The 18,592-nt window shown below is 60.4% G+C and carries 12 protein-coding genes; 10 read left to right on the top strand and 2 right to left on the bottom strand.

Features of this window, described 5'->3' with window-relative positions:
- Positions 1-89: 89 nt before the first annotated feature.
- The 4 genes from SJQ66_RS22845 to SJQ66_RS22830 all read left to right on the top strand — a co-directional run bounded on the left by SJQ66_RS22845 (position 90) and on the right by SJQ66_RS22830 (position 5,291).
- Positions 90-1,277: an ATP phosphoribosyltransferase regulatory subunit gene (locus tag SJQ66_RS22845; protein WP_024902945.1), complete on the top strand. Its 1,188-nt coding sequence runs from the start codon at positions 90-92 to the stop codon at positions 1,275-1,277.
- A 60-nt stretch (positions 1,278-1,337) separates the two neighbouring features.
- On the top strand, positions 1,338-2,678 hold the full coding sequence (locus SJQ66_RS22840) for an adenylosuccinate synthase (protein WP_046154339.1): 1,341 nt from the start codon (positions 1,338-1,340) through the stop codon (positions 2,676-2,678).
- A gap of 139 nt (positions 2,679-2,817) precedes the next feature.
- Entirely contained in the window at positions 2,818-3,396 is a 579-nt protein-coding gene (locus tag SJQ66_RS22835) for a phosphoribosyltransferase (protein ID WP_024902942.1), read from the top strand.
- A 41-nt stretch (positions 3,397-3,437) separates the two neighbouring features.
- Positions 3,438-5,291: a potassium transporter Kup gene (locus SJQ66_RS22830; protein WP_036009159.1), complete on the top strand. Its 1,854-nt coding sequence runs from the start codon at positions 3,438-3,440 to the stop codon at positions 5,289-5,291.
- A gap of 164 nt (positions 5,292-5,455) precedes the next feature.
- Here the strand turns inward: SJQ66_RS22830 and SJQ66_RS22825 are convergent, their stop codons facing one another.
- Positions 5,456-7,828 (bottom strand): Tex family protein, encoded by a 2,373-nt coding sequence (locus SJQ66_RS22825; protein WP_046154021.1) that lies wholly within the window; start codon positions 7,826-7,828, stop codon positions 5,456-5,458.
- A gap of 110 nt (positions 7,829-7,938) precedes the next feature.
- Here SJQ66_RS22825 and SJQ66_RS22820 point away from each other — a divergent pair, with 110 nt between their 5' ends.
- The 3 genes from SJQ66_RS22820 (at position 7,939) to SJQ66_RS22810 (ending at position 12,411) form a co-directional block, all read left to right on the top strand.
- On the top strand, positions 7,939-8,922 hold the full coding sequence (locus SJQ66_RS22820) for a colicin transporter (protein WP_320534589.1): 984 nt from the start codon (positions 7,939-7,941) through the stop codon (positions 8,920-8,922).
- 137 nt (positions 8,923-9,059) lie between these two features.
- The gene (locus SJQ66_RS22815; RefSeq protein WP_407691569.1) at positions 9,060-11,429 is read left to right on the top strand and encodes an ATP-dependent DNA helicase; all 2,370 of its coding nucleotides are present in this window, start codon (positions 9,060-9,062) and stop codon (positions 11,427-11,429) included.
- A 214-nt stretch (positions 11,430-11,643) separates the two neighbouring features.
- Positions 11,644-12,411, top strand: coding sequence for a hypothetical protein (locus tag SJQ66_RS22810; RefSeq protein WP_024902937.1), 768 nt, complete (start codon positions 11,644-11,646; stop codon positions 12,409-12,411).
- Positions 12,412-12,926: 515 nt separating this feature from the next.
- Here SJQ66_RS22810 and SJQ66_RS22805 read toward each other — a convergent pair.
- Positions 12,927-13,727: an outer membrane protein assembly factor BamD gene (locus SJQ66_RS22805; protein WP_046154024.1), complete on the bottom strand. Its 801-nt coding sequence runs from the start codon at positions 13,725-13,727 to the stop codon at positions 12,927-12,929.
- A gap of 166 nt (positions 13,728-13,893) precedes the next feature.
- On the opposite strand from SJQ66_RS22805, the gene SJQ66_RS22800 reads away from it, so the two are divergent.
- The 3 genes from SJQ66_RS22800 (at position 13,894) to SJQ66_RS22790 (ending at position 18,560) form a co-directional block, all read left to right on the top strand.
- Positions 13,894-15,159: an RluA family pseudouridine synthase gene (locus SJQ66_RS22800; protein ID WP_407691516.1), complete on the top strand. Its 1,266-nt coding sequence runs from the start codon at positions 13,894-13,896 to the stop codon at positions 15,157-15,159.
- Entirely contained in the window at positions 15,159-15,974 is an 816-nt protein-coding gene (gene pgeF / locus SJQ66_RS22795) for a peptidoglycan editing factor PgeF (RefSeq protein WP_024902935.1), read from the top strand. The genes SJQ66_RS22800 and pgeF overlap by 1 nt, the downstream gene beginning before the upstream one ends.
- Before the next feature lie 309 nt (positions 15,975-16,283).
- Complete coding sequence (locus tag SJQ66_RS22790; protein ID WP_320534588.1) at positions 16,284-18,560, top strand: PHA/PHB synthase family protein; 2,277 nt, start codon at positions 16,284-16,286, stop codon at positions 18,558-18,560.
- The last annotated feature ends 32 nt before the right edge of the window (positions 18,561-18,592 follow it).

Below are 18,592 nucleotides of genomic sequence, written 5' to 3'. Positions count from 1 at the left end.
ACAGAGCGGCCATCAAGGCCGCTGTGTCGACTTTTGTCGTCTTATTGTTTACACGCCACATCTGGCATTGGATTGAGAGGATATCGACCGTGTCGATTTGGCTCCTGCCCGAAAGCATTGCCGACGTCCTGCCGTCGGAAGCGCGTAAAAGTGAAAATCTGCGGCGACTGCTGCTGGATCGGTTCCGCGCATACGGCTACGAGATGGTGATGCCGCCGCTGCTGGAGTATCTGGAGTCCCTGCTGGCAGGGGCCGGCGACGATCTGGCGCTGCGTACCTTCAAATTGGTCGATCAATTGTCCGGGCGCACGATGGGTGTGCGCGCCGACATCACGCCCCAGGTATCGCGCATCGATGCGCACTTGCTCAATCGTGCCGGTGTGACGCGACTCTGCTATGCGGGCCCGGTGCTGGAAACGCGTCCGCGTGGCTTGCACGCGACACGCGAGCCTTATCAGATTGGCGCTGAATTGTATGGTCATGCCGGCATCGAAGCGGATATCGAAATCCAGCAATTGCTGATCGATTGTACGGCGCGCGTGGGATTGCAGGGTGTACGACTGGATCTCGGCCATGCGGCCATTGCCACCGCATTGCTGGCGTCGTCGCCGCAGGCGGCCGCGCATGCCTACGCGATTTCCGGAGCGCTTGCGGCGAAGGACGTACCTGCATTGCAGGCATTGACGCAATCGTTGGACACGCCGCTACGCGATGCGCTGCGTGCGTTGCCAACGTTGTATGGCGGTCGCGATGTGCTCGATCGCGCGCGCGCGCGTCTGCCGGCCCTTCCGGAAATCCAGCGTGCGCTAGGCGATCTGACGCAACTGGCAGATGCCGCCGATGCTGCCTTGTCTTCGGCCGGGGTGGGTGTCAGTCCTGTGCAGTTCGATCTCGGTGATTTGGGTGGGACTTACCAGTACCATACTGGTGTGATTTTCTCGGCCTACGTCGATGGCGTGCCGAATGCGATCGCGCGGGGCGGGCGATATGACCGGATTGGTCGTTTATTCGGCCGTGACCGGCCCGCGATTGGATTTTCGATGGATCTGCGCGAGTTGGCCCGGATTTCTCCGGTGGAAGCCCGTTCCTCGGCGATCTACGCGCCGTGGACGCAGGACGCTACCTTGCGTGCGGCGATCGCCGCGTTGCGGGACGCAGGCGAGGTGGTGATTCAGTCACTGCCGGGACATGCACACGATCTGGACGAATTCGCATGCGAGCGTGAGCTCGTTTCGCAAAACGACCAATGGGTGTTGGTGTCACGCCAAACACGCTAATTTCCGAATATCACCGCGCAACGCGGGTAGAATACGTTTTTAATCAGGCTCGAACTCAACATGTCCGGTATTGCATCGAACCAGGGACGAAATGTCGTTGTCGTCGGCACGCAGTGGGGTGACGAAGGCAAAGGCAAGATCGTCGATTGGCTGACCGATCACGCGCAAGGTGTTGTCCGCTTCCAAGGCGGTCATAACGCAGGTCACACGCTGATTATCGGCGGCAAGAAGACCATTTTGCGATTGATCCCTTCGGGCATCATGCGCGATGGAACGGCTTGCTATATCGGTAATGGCGTCGTGCTGTCTCCTGAGGCGCTGTTCAAGGAAATCGGGGAGTTGGAAGCGGCCGGCCTGCATGTGCGTGATCGCCTGTTTATTTCCCACGCATGTACCTTGCTGCTGCCTTCGCATGTCGCGATAGACCAGGCGCGCGAGAAGAAGCGTGGGAACGACAAGATCGGCACTACCGGTCGCGGCATCGGCCCGGCGTACGAAGACAAGGTCGCACGACGCGGTCTGCGCGTGCAGGACCTGTTCGATCCGGCCCGCTTCGCGGAGCGTCTGAAGGAAATCCTGGATTACCATAACTTCCAGCTGACACAGTATCTGGGTGCGGAAGCGATCGACTTTGACGAAACCCTGGCCAGGATGCTTGGTTTCGCGAAGGATCTGGGGCCGATGTGCGCGGATGTGTCGGCGAAGCTGGCGGCGGTCAATGCCGACGGCGGCAGTCTGCTGTTCGAAGGGGCGCAGGGCACGCTGCTCGACGTCGATCATGGGACCTATCCCTTTGTCACGAGCAGCAATTGTGTTGCTGGCGCGGCTGCCGCAGGCGCGGGTGTCGGTCCGCACCGCCTGCATTATGTGCTGGGCATCACCAAGGCATACTGCACGCGTGTAGGCAGCGGGCCGTTCCCAAGTGAACTGTACGACGCGGATAATCCCGAGGCACAGGACCCGGTCGGGATCGATCTGGCGAAAATCGGCAAGGAATTCGGTTCGGTCACGGGCCGTCCGCGCCGTACAGGTTGGATGGATGTGGCTGCATTGAAGCGGTCGATTCAGATCAACGGTATCTCGGGCCTCTGCATCACGAAACTGGACGTGCTGGACAGTTTGGACGAGGTCAAGCTGTGTACCGGCTATACGGTGGATGGCCAGACGGTCGATTTGCTGCCTACGGGCGCGGCGGCGGTCAAGGCCTGTGAGCCTGTGTACGAAACCTTCCCCGGATGGAAGTCGAGCACGATCGGTATCACGCAGTGGGACAAGTTGCCCAAGCAAGCACAAGATTACTTGTCACGGGTGCAGGCATTGGCCGGAACGCCCATCCACATGGTATCCACGGGTCCGGATCGTGATGAAACGATCTTGCTGGAACACCCGTTCAAAGTGTAAATGTGACTGGCGGACGGGCGCCCCGTGCGCCCGGGACGGCGGTGCACGTAGCGGGTGACGCGGCGCATCGCACCTTTTGAACCGTCTTGCCGTGCGCGGCACCCGCTCCCGAGAAACGTGTCTTCTTGAGCGTAATGCAGTGAGTCTTCCCAAAAGCGACGATCAACATCTTTGGATCAGTTGGGACGAATACCATCGTCTTGTTGAGCGCTTGGCGCTCCAGATCCACGAGTCCGCCTGGCGGTTCGATTTCATTTTATGTCTCGCCCGCGGCGGTTTGCGCGTGGGTGACCAATTGTCGCGGATTTACGACTTGCCGTTGGCGATCCTGTCGACCAGTTCCTATCGCGAAGCCGCGGGCACGATTCAGGGCCAGCTCGATATTGCCCAATACATCACCATGACGCGGGGGCCACTACGGGGCAACGTGCTGCTGGTCGACGACCTTGTCGACTCCGGTATCACGCTGGCGCGCGTACAAGGCCATTTGGCCGAACGGTTTCCCGACATCACCGAAGTGCGCTCGGCGGTGCTATGGTACAAGGCATGCTCGGTGACGCGGCCTGATTATCATGTAAGTCATCTGCCGACGAATCCGTGGATTCACCAGCCGTTCGAGGAATGGGACACGTTGCGGCCGCAAAATCTCGCCGCATGGATCCAACGTGGCCTTCCGCGCCAGTCCGACGTATCGGATGAGTCGCATAACGACAACTGAACTTGGCTACCAACTACACATCGCACGCGCGCAAGCAGGGCATGTCGGCACTCGTGACCGCGGCCATCGGTATTGTTTTCGGCGATATCGGCACCAGCCCGCTGTACGCGATGAAAGAAGCGTTCAGCGAGGAACACGGCATTCAATTCACGGATGGCGCCATTCTCGGCGTGGTGTCCCTGCTGTTCTGGGCGATCGCGCTTGTCGTGGCGGTCAAATACGTGCTCTTCGTGATGCGTGCCGACAATAACGGCGAAGGCGGTGCGTTGGCGCTGATGGTGCTGTCTCTGCGCAACGTGCGCAAGGGCACTCGGTTTGCCACGGTCCTGATCATGTTGGGCCTCTTCGGCGCCTGCATGTTCTATGGTGATGCGGTGATCACCCCCGCGATGTCCGTACTGTCGGCGGTGGAGGGGTTGGAGGTGGCCGCGCCGAAACTTGGGCATTACGTGGTGCCGATCGTGCTCGTGATCGTCACCATTCTGTTTTTCTTGCAAAAGCGCGGCACCGAGGTGGTGGGCAAGCTGTTCGGCCCGGTCATGCTGCTATGGTTCCTGGCGCTCGCGGCCCTGGGGCTTTATCACATTGTCCAGAAGCCTATTATTCTGGAAGCGATCAATCCGGTTCATGCGGTCCGGTTTATTTCATTGCATGCCTTGCAGGCGTATGTGGTGCTGGGCTCGGTCTTCCTGGTACTGACCGGGGCGGAAGCACTATATGCAGACATGGGCCATTTCGGCGCGCGTCCTATCCGTATCGGCTGGTACGGTATCGTGATGCCGTCACTGATGCTGAACTATTTTGGTCAGGGCGCGCTGTTGATGGCGTCACCGGAAGCGCGTAGCAACCCTTTCTTTCTGATGGCGCCTGATTGGGCGACATTGCCACTCGTGATCCTTGCGACGGCGGCAGCGGTCATTGCCTCCCAGGCCGTTATCTCGGGTGCTTTCTCGCTGACATCGCAGGCAATCCAGCTTGGCTATGTGCCGCGGATGAAGATCCAGCATACGTCCGACAGGGAAATCGGTCAGATCTATATTCCGGTCGTGAACTGGTCGCTATACTTCATCGTTGTTTGCATCGTGCTTGGCTTCCGTAGTTCGGACAACTTGGCCGCTGCCTACGGCATTGCCGTGGTGACAACGATGGTGATCACGACGATGCTGGTGGGGGTGGTGATGTTGCGCGTCTGGAAGTGGCGCAAGCGGCTGGTGATTCCCATTGTCGCGCTGTTCATGATCGTTGATCTCGCCTTTTTTGGTGCAAATGTCATCAAGATCGAGGAGGGTGGTTGGTTGCCCCTGGGCGTTGGCGTGCTGCTGTTCTTCCTGTTGACGACCTGGTCAAAGGGGCGCCAGATTGTAAAGGACCGAACCGCCGCGGATGGTATACCGCTGCAACCCTTCCTGAAAGGGCTACTTGCCCACCCACCGCATCGCGTCTCGGGCACCGCGATTTACCTCACCGGTAGTGAGACACTGGTGCCGGTGAGCCTGCTGCACAATCTCAAGCACAACAAGATCCTGCACGAGCGGACGATCTTCATGACGTTCCTGACCCGGGACGTTCCGTATATCGAAGAAGACAAGCGCTATTTCCTCAGGCCTTTCGACGGTGGGCTGTTCCTGGTCAAGGCAGTTTACGGCTTCAATGAAACGCCGGATGTCGACCGGGTGCTCAAGTATCTTGAGCGCGAACATGAAATGACGTTCGAATTGATGGATACGTCGTTTTTCCTGGCACGCGAGACGGTGGTTCCCACGCAACTGCCAGGCATGTCGTTATGGCGTGAGCGCGTATTCGCGTGGATGCATCAGAATGCGGCCAAACCCACCGACTTTTTCAGCATTCCGGCGAATCGCGTCGTCGAACTGGGTACGAAGATCGAAATCTAAGACCGGAGTGTACGGCAGCGCGGGGCTCGGGATCTGCGCCGCCGATGGCGCACATACCGAAAACCTGGAAGTGTGTCGTTCGTCGACGTGATTGTTACGGCGCGATAGCGCAAAAAAAGCCTACGCGACATTCTGGTGTCGCGTAGGCTTTTTTTCATTTATTGCTATTTGCCGCGTTGCTTCAGGCTGGCAAAGGCGGCTGCCATGGCATTATTGCCCGCAGGAGCGCTGCCGCCGCGCGAACGGTCATGCCCTCCTCCTGCCCTTGCACTGTTGCCGCCGCGAGTACCCCGAGCCGTCCTGTTCGTCGTGGGGGCATCGCGACCCTGGCCGGTGGCCATTGCGTCAACATCGTCGTCGAGTCGCATCGTCAGCGCAATCCGTTGCCGCTTGACATCCACTTCGATGACTTTCACTTGCACGACCTGACCGGCCTTGACCACCTCGTGCGGGTCTCGGACGAATCGCGTGGAAAGGGCCGAGACGTGTACCAGGCCATCTTGATGCACGCCAATGTCGACAAAGGCGCCGAAGGCCGCCACATTTGTCACCACGCCTTCCAGGATCATGCCTGGCAACAGATCCGATACTTTTTCGATGCCCTCCTTGAAGGAGGCCGTCTTGAACTCGGGGCGCGGATCGCGACCGGGTTTTTCCAGTTCGTTCAGGATGTCACGAATGGTAGGCAGGCCAAAACGCGCGTCGACAAATTCGGTGGGCGTGATGCGCTGCAGGATGTCGCGATTGCCGAGCAGTTCCGCGGCGGTGCGCCCGATTTTTGTCAGCATCCGTTCCACCAGCGGGTACGCTTCCGGGTGGACCGCGGAGCGGTCGAGCGGATTCTCGCCGGCGTTGACGCGAAGGAACCCCGCGGCTTGTTCGAATGTCTTGTCGCCAAGACGCGGCACGTTGCGCAACGCCTCGCGCGATGTGAATGCGCCATTGGCATCACGATAGTCGACGATATTGCGGGCCAGTAGCGCATTCAATCCGGAAACACGCGCCAGCAAGGCAACGGAGGCGGTATTGACATCGACGCCCACGGCATTCACGCAATCTTCCACGACAGCATCCAGTGCGCGTGCGAGTTCACGTTGATTGACGTCGTGCTGGTACTGCCCGACGCCTATGGCTTTGGGATCGATTTTGACCAATTCCGCAAGCGGGTCCTGCAGGCGGCGCGCGATCGATACCGCGCCGCGCAGCGAGACGTCCAGATCCGGGAATTCCTTTGCGGCGAGTTCCGAGGCTGAATAGATCGATGCGCCTGATTCCGACACGACGATCTTCGTCAGCTTCAATTCCGGATGGCGTGCCATCAAATCGGCTGCCAGCTTGTCGGTTTCGCGAGACGCGGTGCCGTTGCCGATGCTGATCAGCTCCGCGCCGGTTGCCTGCGCCATTTTTGCAAGGCGGGCAATCGCCCCGTCCCAATCGCGTCGCGGTTCATGTGGATAGATGGTATCGGTCGCCAGCAACTTGCCGGTACGATCGACACTTGCCACCTTGACACCGGTCCGGATACCGGGGTCAAGGCCGATGACGGCCTTCGGGCCGGCCGGCGCGGCCAGCAAAAGGTCCTTCAGGTTGCGCGCGAAGACCGTGATCGCCTCGGTTTCCGCCGTATCGCGCAGGCGGCCGAGCAATTCGTTTTCCAGGTAGGGTTGCACCTTGACGCGCCAGCTCCAGCGGCAGACATCGGACAGCCATTTGTCCGCGGGGCGGCCATTATTGCGGATACCGACGTGCGAGGCGATCGTCAGTTCGCAGGGATGCGGCACTTGCGTGTCCAACGCCTCGCCCAGACCTAGTTTTACACCAAGGATGCCGAGGTTACGGGCACGGAAAAGCGCCAGGGCGCGGTGCGACGGCACTGTTGCAATGGACTCGGTGTAGGCGTAATAGTCGCGGAATTTTTCGCCTTCTTCCAGTTCCTTGCCTGGCACCACAGTGGAGGTGACGATGCCGCGCTGCCACAAATCGGCACGCAGCGTCGCCAGCAATTCCGCCGTTTCGCCAAAGCGTTCGGACAGGATGTCGCGCGCGCCGTCGAGTGCGGCCTTCGTGTCGGCCACGCCCTTGTCCGCATCGACATAGGCTTGTGCTTCGGTTTGCGGATCACGGGTCGGATCGGCGAGGAGCATGTCCGCCAAGGGCTCCAGTCCGGCTTCACGGGCAATCTGTGCCCGCGTGCGACGCTTCGGCTTGTAGGGCAGGTAAAGGTCTTCCAACGTCTGTTTGCTGTCGGCCGCGTCGATTGCGGCGCGCAACGTGGCGTCGAGCTTGCCTTGCTCATCGATGCTTTGCAGGATGGCGGCGCGACGATCTTCCATGTCGCGCAGATAGGTCAGCCTTTCCTCCAGCATGCGCAACTGGGTGTCGTCCAGGTTTCCCGTCACTTCCTTCCGGTAGCGCGCGATGAACGGGACGGTGGCGCCCTCGTCGAGCAGGCCGACTGCCGCGGCCACCTGGCGGGGCTGCACGGCCAATTCCGTGGCGATGCGTTGTACGATTTTCTGGGCTACGGTATCCGTCATGAGCGAGGCGGTAAGTCAGGTTGCTGAAGCCGGGCATTGTGCCACAAACCGCCGGCCATTCGGCCAGGTCTCGCCATGCCGCGGCGCGCGGCCGCCAATGGTAGAATTCGGTGCGTATCACAGCCGTTCCGATCCTTCATTTCGCCCCTGCCGCTTTGACTTCCGTTCCCAACCTCCTGCCTACCCAGGCCCCGGTCGCGACCGCAGCGTCCGATACACACGATGTGCACGCGTTTGCACTGTTTGCGGATGCTTGCGCGATTCCTAGAACAGTAACCCCGGGCGGCGTTGTAGGCTTGTCCGTCGACGCATGCAATCGCACTGTTGCACGACGCCGCGTGCGGCGTCGCCCGGGACCGGTGCTTGCCTGGCTCGCGGCCGTCGCATTTGTCACCGTGGCGTACCAGGGGGCGTGGGCGCAGGCTTCGCGTCCTTCGGCGACACCGGCAACACCAGGCGCACCCGCACCGGCGTTATCCGATGCCGCGTATGCGCAGCGGACAGCGGAATTCGATGCGCAACAACAGCAGTTGAACGCCCGCACCGCGAAGAACGAGTACACGTATGCGGTTGCCAAGCACGACTGCTACGCCACGTTCTTCGTCAACCATTGTCTCGACGTGGCACGCGACAAAATGCGTGACGAGAAGGCAAGTATTCGCGAGGTGCAGTTGAAGCTGTCGGCGGATCGCCGTGCGGCGCGTGAGGAAAAGCGCGAGGCGGATGATGCGCAGCGGCTGGCGCAGCAGCGCGCGAATGCGCCGCAACGTGCGGCCAATGAGCGTCAGCATCGCGCGGCCTATGATGCCAAGCAACAACAGCATGCAGTCGACCAGGCGAAACGGGGCGACAGCGCACCGCAGCGCCAGGCGAATGTCGATGCGTACAATCGCAAGCAAAGCGCTTATCAACAGAAGCTCGATGCGGCGCGGCAGAATGCCGCCGCTGATGCGCAGAGGCGCCAGGAAAACGTACAGCGCTTCCAGGCCAAGCAGGACGATGCGGCGGAACGGCAAAAGACGTTGGATGAACGCCGCGCAAATGCCGCACAGCGCGCGGCAGCCGCTAGTGCCGCGTCGGCGACCAGCCAGTGACCGATTCGATCGATTCGGTGCCTGACGAAGCCCGACGACACGCGACGCGCGGCCCGGACGCCTCGGCCGCCGCGACGGCGGGTCAGGCCGCGTCGCCTGACCCCAAAAAACCGGGTGTGGCCGCCGATTGCCCGCCAATGTTGCCTAACCGCCGGCGCGTTGCGGAACTCGAGACGTTGTTTGACGACGCAGGCCCACTGGCGCGGCATATTCCTGGTTATCGCCCGCGTGCATCGCAGTTGAGGATGGCGCTGGCTGTCGCCGCAGCCATCGAGGGCAGCGCGCCGCAGGCCGCGGCGCGACCGTCGCGCGCGCAATTGCGTCTGGAAGCCGCCGAACGTGGTGGTCTTGCATTCGCAGCGCCTGGAAGCCGCGCAGAGGTGGATGTAGAAGACAGCGATCAGGCAGCGGCGGTGCTGGATGGCAGTGATCTTGCCGGTGACCCATTGACATCGACGCCGGTTGGCGCGGACGGTGGCAACACGCTGATCGTCGAAGCCGGAACCGGGACGGGCAAAACGTATGCCTACCTGGTGCCGTCGATGTTGTGGGGCGGCAAGGTCATTGTGTCAACCGGCACCAAGCATCTGCAAGATCAATTGTTTCTGCGGGATGTGCCCACCGTACGCGATGCATTGGCGGTACCGGTCACAGTGGCGATGTTAAAGGGCCGGGCAAATTATCTTTGCCATTACTATCTTGAACGAGCGCACGACGGCGCCAGGACGATGTCGCGGCAGGACCTGAGCCATCTGTCCGAAGTGACCCGATTTGCAAAGATCACGCGTACTGGCGATAAATCCGAGTTGTCGCGGGTTCCGGAAAACGCCCCGATCTGGCCGCTTGTCACGTCGACCCGAGAAAACTGCCTGGGTCAGGAATGCCCGCACTACAAGGACTGCTTCGTCATGCAGGCGCGCCGCGAAGCGCAGCAAGCAGACGTCGTCGTCGTCAACCATCACCTGTTTTTCGCGGATATTCTGCTGCGCGACACGGGCATGGCGGAGTTGCTGCCGACGGCAAACACAGTGATTTTCGACGAGGCGCACCAGTTACCGGAAACCGCTACGCTGTTTTTCGGTGAAACGGTGTCGACTGGTCAATTGTTGGAACTGGCGCGAGACAGCGTTGCCGAAGGGCTGTCGCACGCCCGGGATGGCGCCGACTGGCGCGAGCTGGCGAATCAGCTGGAGCGCGCCACGCGCGACGTGCGGCTGGCATTTGGTCCGCAGATCCAGCGCCTGTCGCTGATGCAGATGGAATCCGATCATCCTTTCCATGCCGCGCTCGATGATGTGGAGGCGACGCTGAGTACCTTGATCGCGGCGCTGGGCCAGCAGTCCGAGCGTGCAGAATCTCTTGCCGCGGCGCTGCGGCGCGCGCGCGAGTTACAGGACAGCATTGCGCGCTGGCGCGAAGGCGCTTATGCGGCACCCGCCGATCCTGAAGCGTTGGAGGCCGCGGAATGCCTGCCCGAAAGCGCCGGAATCGGCGAGGCGGATGATTCTCCGCGTGCGGCGGCGCGGAAGCGCCGGGCAGGCACTTCCGTGGGTTCCGTGGAAGTCGGGCAGACAACGGCTTCTAGCGCGGACGTCGACCTGCCTTCGCTCGATGGTAATCGTCCGGCCCGGGTAACACGCAAGGAAATCGAGACGGTCCGCTGGATTGAGGTATTCACGCATGCGGTGCAGTTGCATCAGACCCCGCTCTCCGTCGCGCCAATCTTCGCAAAACAACGTGCTGGCGTACCGCGCGCCTGGGTGTTTACCTCGGCGACGCTGTCCGTGAAAAACGACTTCACGCATTACGCGGCGCAGATGGGCTTATCATCGGAGCGGTCGATGACGCTGCCAAGCCCTTTCGACTATCCGAGCCAAGGGTTGCTGTACGTGCCGAAAGACATGCCGCAGCCATCAGCACCGAACTTCACCGACGCGGTGCTCGATGCAGCGCTGCCAGCGATCGAGGCATCGGGTGGTCGGTGCTTCCTTTTATGCACGACATTGCGCGCTGTCGAACGGATGGCAAGCCGGTTGCGTGCAGTAATCGAGTCGCGTGGATGGACCTATCCGTTGCTCGTGCAGGGAGAGGCTAGTCGTACCGAATTGCTTGATCGCTTTCGCCATTATGGCAATGCAATCCTCATCGGAAGTCAGAGTTTCTGGGAGGGTGTCGACGTGCGAGGCGATGCGCTTTCGCTGGTCGTCATCGATAAACTGCCGTTTGCGCCGCCGGATGATCCGGTGCTGGCTGCACGCCTCGACGCGTTGACGAAGAAAGGACTAAGCCCGTTTGCCATGCATCAATTGCCGCAAGCGGTGATTACACTGAAGCAAGGCGCCGGTCGTCTGATTCGAGCGGAAAGTGATCGCGGCGTATTGATGATCGCCGATACCCGTCTGGTCGAGAAACCGTATGGCCGGCGTATCTGGCAAAGCCTGCCGCCCTTTACGCGAACACGTGATATTGCGGAGGTCATTGCGTTTCTCACGCCGTCCGAACAATAGCACATGCGCTCCGCGCGCAAAACCTGTCGTTCGACCATTGCCTTTGCAGGTAACGCCGGGGAGCGAATCCGCTTTATCTGTCTCGCTTTCATTTCGGCGAACTTACGTCAGGTATTACGACGTTTATTGTAGTGCATAACAGTTTGTAGTCCTGTCTTATTGTCTAGTGATTGAATAAAAGCGATCTTCTCCAGCTATTAACACACGGAGAAACATGATGCGCGTAATCATTATTTCATTAATGGCTGCAGGTCTATTGGCTGGATGCAACAAAGGTAAGAACGGCGGGCTCCGTGTCGATCCCACCGTGCCTGACCCCTTAACCGTGGAAACGATCCATAGTGGCACGAAATATGGAAAAATGTACACGTTGGTGACATTGAAAGATGGCAGCACTTATTTGCGATTCTCCGATTCTATGTCTCAAGGCTTTTACCGCTACGACATTATTTCCAAACGAAAAGATAATGTAGCCCGCTTTACAGGCTACGTATTCTCAGAGGGACACACGAATTCGTCGACATCCGATGGATCGCTGAAATTCGATGGAGACAACGTAACATTTGAAGGTCGGAGTCCGGCTGGTCACGAGCAATTGAAAGTTGAAATGCAGCAAATAAAGCCGGAGAATCCAGCGACATACCCATGGAAAACCCTGCCATCCAGCGCATTTAACGGAAAGTATAGCGTGCGTTTGCACACGCAGACGAGACCGAGGCCAGTAACGTTCACCATTGCAAATGGCGCAGTGACATTTGATGAGTGCAACATTTCTGCGATCGTAAAACCATCGACAAATGCAAGTGTTGCACGTCTGGTCTTGACGGTCCCGGATGGCAACGGGTGTGGTTTGAAACCGCAGAAGGATGTGACAGGGATCGTGATGATGGATAGCCCGATCACTGGAACGCTGATGGCGGATAAGCGAGGCACTTGGCTGTCTGAGGGCGTCTTTGGTGAATTTAAAAAAACGGCGGAATAAGATTTGCCAGGTAAGTATCGCGTTGACGTGTACGCGATCATTGCGCTAACGGATATGGGCGAACAAGTGCATTCCCCTCCAGTAGGCTGCCAATATGTGAAACGCTGGAAGCCTATCGCTGACAATGATGCCTTGCCCGGAATGTCGAGTTGATTCAACGTATTCTCTTGCTCTGGCAGGAGAGTCGCGGTGCGCGTCGATATCGGGAAATGAGGCGCCTGGAGCAGGCTCCGCTCAACCCGCCGAAGAATAACAATTCGCAACCTTGGACCACGCGCTCGACAGCTTGTTGAGCGAGCTACGAAGATGCCGAATTGTATGTGTTGGCGGATCAGTCGCAACCATGCACCCGCACGGACACGGTATCTACCGTTCGTTCGCGGCGGTGCCGCTGTCAGCCTCGATCGCGATGATGCGTCCAATATGGCGCACGCCACCCTGTGACAACGAACGAATGCGCTTGCGGCGTCGAGATCAGTGCCTGGTGTTTCAAACGCCAGGCACTGGTTCACTTATCACCAGATCTGATACCAGGCTTTCTTCGGCTTATCGGCCGGGACGCTTCCTGGCGGGAAAGTCGCCGCAATCACGCTCTGCGTATCTTCCGCCAGCTTGGTTTCACCCAGCGCCTTGTAAGAATCCACCATCACTTGCAGCGCATCCTTCGTCGCCGGCGCGCCCTGGTAGTTCTTCAATGCCGTCTGTGCACGGTTAACCGCCGCGACATAGGCACCGCGCTTGTAGTAGTACTGGGCGGAATGCACTTCGTGCGTTGCCAACGCATTCACGATATAACGCATGCGTTGCGCTGAATCCGGTGCGTACTTGCTTTTCGGGTAGCTGTCGACAATCTTCTTGAAGGCGTCGTAGGACGCGTGCAGCGACTTCGGATCACGGTCGGACAGATCCTGGCCGCTGAAGCGGCCGAACAAGCCGAGGTCGTCGTTGAAGTTGATCAACCCCTTCAAGTAATACGCGTAGTCGACATTCGGGTGGTCCGGATGCAGCCGCAGGAAGCGATCAATCGCCGCATTTGCCTGATCCTGATCGTTATCCCGGTAATAGCAATACGCGGTATTCATCTGCGCCTGTTGCGCGAAACGCCCGAACGGATCACGCGCCTCGAGCTTTTCGTAGTATTGCGCACATTTCGACCAATCACCGCCGTCCAGGGCATCCTTCGCCGACGCGTATAATTTGTCCGTACGCCACGTGGCGGTCTCGTCGGTTTTTTCCGGCAAGCCGCTGCAGGCGGCCAAGATGGCCGACGCCATCGTGGTCAATGCCACAATCCGTACCAATTTCAAGGCTTGCATGTCCTATGCCTACGTAGTAATGACCCGATCAGCCGAGGATTATAGCCGAAGCCCTCCGCCAGCCCAACGCGATTGATGTCACGACGCACGCGGACGGACCCTCATTCGTCAGTAGTGTGCCAATGGGATTGATTTTTATGATGTTTTTTTATTACAGAGTATTGATGTGCCACGGGTAAAACGAACCGCTTCCTCACGTACCACGCGGGCGCCCGATCCGGCTGCCGCGCTCGCCTCCAATACCGACACGGGCATCGAGGCTATCGGCGCGTTAGCGCCGCTCGATCCGCTGGAGGCCCGTATTCCGGAGTCGCTGGCCGGTGACCGCATCGACAAAGTGCTGGCACGCCTGTTTCCGGATTATTCTCGCAGCCGCTTGCAAGCCTGGCTGGAAGCCGGCCTTGTCCATGTGGACGGCCGTCGGGCCAAGCCGCGCGAGTCGGCCCTGGCATTCGCGAAGGTGGTTGTCACGCCTCAGCACACGCCCGAAACGCTGGCCTTTTCCCCCGAGGCCGTGCCGCTGGAGGTGGTGTACGAGGACGCGCATATGCTCGTGATCAACAAACCCGCCGGCCTGGTCGTTCATCCCGGCGCCGGCAACTGGCAGGGCACCGTGCTGAATGGCCTGCTGCATCGCTATGGCGCCCAAGCGGCCGCGCTACCACGTGCGGGCATCGTTCATCGATTGGATAAGGAAACGTCCGGGCTGATGGTGGTGGCCCGGACGCTGGTGGCGCAGACCGACCTGATTCGTCAGTTGCAGGCACGTACCGTCAAGCGTCGCTACGTCTGCCTCGTCTGGGGCGTACCAAAAGAAGGGGGAACCATCGACGCGCCGATCGGGCGTGATCCGCGTGATCGCCTGCGCATGGCGGTCGTGCACGGCAACGCTGGGAAGGCGGCGCGAACCCACTACCGTGTGGTGGGCGAGGGCGAACTGGATGGCCGCCGGGTAGCGGCGCTATGGTGTGATCTGGAAACTGGCCGTACGCATCAGATTCGCGTCCACTGCAAGCATATCGGGCATCCCCTGGTGGGCGATACCTTGTACGGGAAAGTGCCACGGATTGCGGTGCGGGCGCAGTCGACGGGACGCGCGGGCGTAAGTGCGGCTTCCGATTCCTCTGATGTGTCGACGGTCGCGGCGGCAATGCGACCTGGTCGACAAGCCTTGCACGCCTGGTCTCTGGGTTTGCGCCATCCCGACAGTGGCGAGACCCTGCGCTGGGAAGCACTACCGCCGGAAGACATGGCCGGCCTCGCCGCGCATGCTGAGATCGACTTGCTGCCGGAGGAAGCAAGGCTCGATCAGGATGCAGACGATACCTGGGACGATGCCGAATGGGAGGCGGACGATCTCGATGACGATCCGGAATGGGACGCCGACGATGAGGGCGACGGGCCGGTTGCGTCCGTCGGTAAGAGACGTTGATGAGCGATCGCGATGGCAATGGCGGCAATGCCCTGAGTGACGCACCGGTCGTGCATGCGCCATGGACAGACGCTTTCGGCGGCGGCGCCATTGTCACGACACGTCATGGCGGTGTAGGCGTTGCGCCGTTTGCCACGTTGAATCTAGGGCATCACGTTGGCGATGATCCCGTGGCGGTAACGGCGAATCGCGCGACCGTGCGGCACTGGATCGGTGGCCGGCGTGTGGCGTGGCTGGCGCAATGCCACGGTGATCGTGTCGTCGATGCCTTGCTTGCGGCGGATGCCAGCGACGCCGGCGTGCCATTGCAGGCCGATGCGGTGATCACGAACGCGCCTGGCTTGGCGTGTGCGGTGATGGTGGCCGACTGTCTACCGGTCTTGTTCCGCGGCATGGCCGGGCAGGTGGTGGGGGCGGCGCACGCGGGTTGGCGTGGGCTCTGTCATGGTGTGCTGGAGCGTACGGTGGAAGCCATGCGGCAGCGCGCCAACGGCATGGGGCCCGATGTCTGGCAAGCATGGATTGGCCCTGCCATCGGGCCAACCGCGTTCGAAGTAGGACGCGAGGTCCGGAATGCTTTTCTGGCGGCGGCGACCGTGGACGAACGTGACGCCACTGACGCGGCGTTTATCCCGGGTCCCGTTGCAGGAAAATTCCTTGGCGATTTGCCTATGCTGGCGCGCCTTCGATTAGCGCGTGTCGGTGTGCATGACGTATCGGGCGGGACAATATGCACGGTTTTGGACGCCGATCGGTTTTTCTCGTATCGTCGAGAGGGTCGGACCGGCCGATTTGCCGCGCTGATTTGGCGATGACCGGACACGCGTGACGAGGAAACATTAGTCGTGTTTGATCCTGATCATGGAACCGGTGAATTTGAAAGATTTGTCTCGAATATTAGTGACGATGTCTGGAAATGATCTGGGGAAAACGATAGTCTCGTTTTGTTGCTGCGCGGCAATCGCTTCTGGGAAGATAGCGGTAGGCCGCACGTTGCGGCGAGTGTCGTTTCAGCGAGTCGGGCTGTCTTCCTGAGTGCGCATCGTTTAGCAACGTAGGCGGGCATGTCGCGGGCTGGATCACCGTCCGCTTAGCGGGGATTTTCAGAAAGGGAAACGAACACGATGTCCGAGCCGGATCGCAAGACGCCTCACCACCAGCCGCCAGACCGCAAAGCCCGCTCGTCAAAATTGCCCCGGCCTTCAGTCAAACCCGGCGCGCGCGCATCGACGACATCGGCGTCACCGTCACGGTCGTCTTCCAGGCGTGCGTCGTCCCCGTCGTCTGCCGCAAGGCGCGATACATCCGATACCACTCCCGTAGGCGATATGCAGCGTGCCGCCAATGACGACGGCGGTCCGCGCGCGGCGAATGACGCCCACGCGCCGCGCGGCCAGCACGCGCGGCGCCGGCCCCTACCTTCGTTGCAGGCGATGCAGGCGCAGGTACTGCTTTGGCGCGATATGCTCGCCGCCATGGCGAAGGCCAATGCGCCTATGGTGCCGTCCACGTCCCTTGCCGCGTTGCGTCATGATTATTTCAGTAACTGGGCGGAAGGGTTTCGGGCCGCCTCCAACGTGACGCCGGCCCTCGGTTCGCGCACGGCTGGTGATGCGGTGTCAGGAGGAACGCCATCCGCGAGTGGTGGCATGCCTGACCGGACCGACAAGCCACAGCTATCGCTGGCGGAACGCTTCGCCGACCATGTGCATCGCATCAATGCTGATGCGATGCGTGCAATGGCGTCGGCGGTTCAAGGCGATGCGGATACCGCCGCACGGCTTGCCTTTCTTGTCGAGCAATGGATCGCCGCCACGGCGCCCGCCAATGTATTTGGACTGAATGCGCCGGCCCGTGCGGCAATGCATGATAGTGGCGGGGCGAGCCTGCGCATGGGCATCGATCAATTGCTCGGTGACCTGCGCGACGGGAAAGTCACGCAATCGGATCCCGCCGCCTTCAAGATCGGCGAAACGTTGGCGTCGACCCCTGGCGCGGTGATCATGGAAACCCCGTTGTTCCAGCTTCTGCAATATGCCCCGGCCCGTGCGCATTACGCGCGGCCATTGCTGATCGTGCCGCCGTGCATCAACAAGTTCTACATTCTCGACCTGCAACAGAAAAACTCCCTGGTCCGGCATCTTTGCGATGCCGGACATCCGGTATTTTTGGTGTCGTGGTGCAATCCGGATGACCGCCTCGCCGGAGCAACCTGGGACGATTACGTACGTGCGGTGCTGTATGCGATCGATGCGGCGGCGGCGATTGCCGGCACGCCCGACGTCGATGCCATGGGTTTCTGCATCGGTGGTGCGTTGCTGGCCTGTGCCGCGGCCCTCGATGGTGCGCAAGCAGAGGACGCGGCGCGCTCGGCGTTGCGGTGGTCGTTGCCGGAGGCACAGCCATTGGCGGCAACGCTGCGCCCAGCGTATCCCGACGAGCAATTGCCCGCCGCGGCGCGCGTCGCGTCACTCAGTCTTCTCACCACCTTGCTCGACTACACGGACAGTGGCGTGTTGCGGCTCTTCGTTGATGAGAAGCAGGTACGTGAACGTGAGCAAAGCATTGGTGACCCGCGAGCGCCGGGTTTGATGACGGCCAATGAATTCAGCAATACCTTCTCGCTGCTGCGACCGAAAGAGTTGCATTGGCATTATGTCCAGCAGAACTACATGCTCGGGGCAATGCCGCCAGCGTTCGATATGCTTTTTTGGAACGGTGATGGTACCCATTTGCCTGGACCGATGTTCTGCTGGTATCTGCGCCAGCTATATCTGAACAATCGTTTGCGAGAGCGGGACGGCCTCCGTGTCTGTAACATGCCGGTGGACTTGCGTGCGATAACGGTACCGACTTTCGTCTACGGGTCGCGGGACGATCATATCGTGCCTTGGCGCAGTGCCTATGCATCGCTGCCGCTGCTGGGTGGGCCGGTGTCGTTTGTCTTGGGCGCGTCGGGACATATCGCGGGCGTCATCAATCCGCCAGCGGCGAACAAACGCGGCTTTTGGCGTGCGGCGGACGACGAGGCGGCGACGGCGCGCACCGCGGTCAATGACGATGGACATGCCACCGATCAGGTGACGGATGCGGATAGATGGTTCGAGCAATCGCAGTATGAGTCAGGCAGTTGGTGGCCGACATGGTGTGCCTGGCTTGCGGCGCGCCAACCGGATGCGACCGCTGCGCGCGCCGACAGTGCGGCGCGTACTCGGAGCGCGGCGGCGCCTAGATCGGCCGACGCCTCGCGTGCCATCGATGCAGCCAGCATCGGGACCGGGCGATCATTGCCGGTCAGAGAGGATACGGACCCGGATTGGCGCTATGGCAGCGCCGCGTATCCGGTCATCGAAGCCGCGCCGGGACGCTACGTCAGGGTCCCCAGCGTGCGCAATCCATAGCAATGCAGTATTCATTTGAACGGAGGGGACAC

This window comes from Robbsia andropogonis, from assembly GCF_034047095.1.
Classification (GTDB): Bacteria; Pseudomonadota; Gammaproteobacteria; order Burkholderiales; family Burkholderiaceae; genus Robbsia; species Robbsia andropogonis.
Note: the sequence above shows the minus strand (reverse complement) of the source record. Positions and strands in the feature narration are given on the sequence as shown.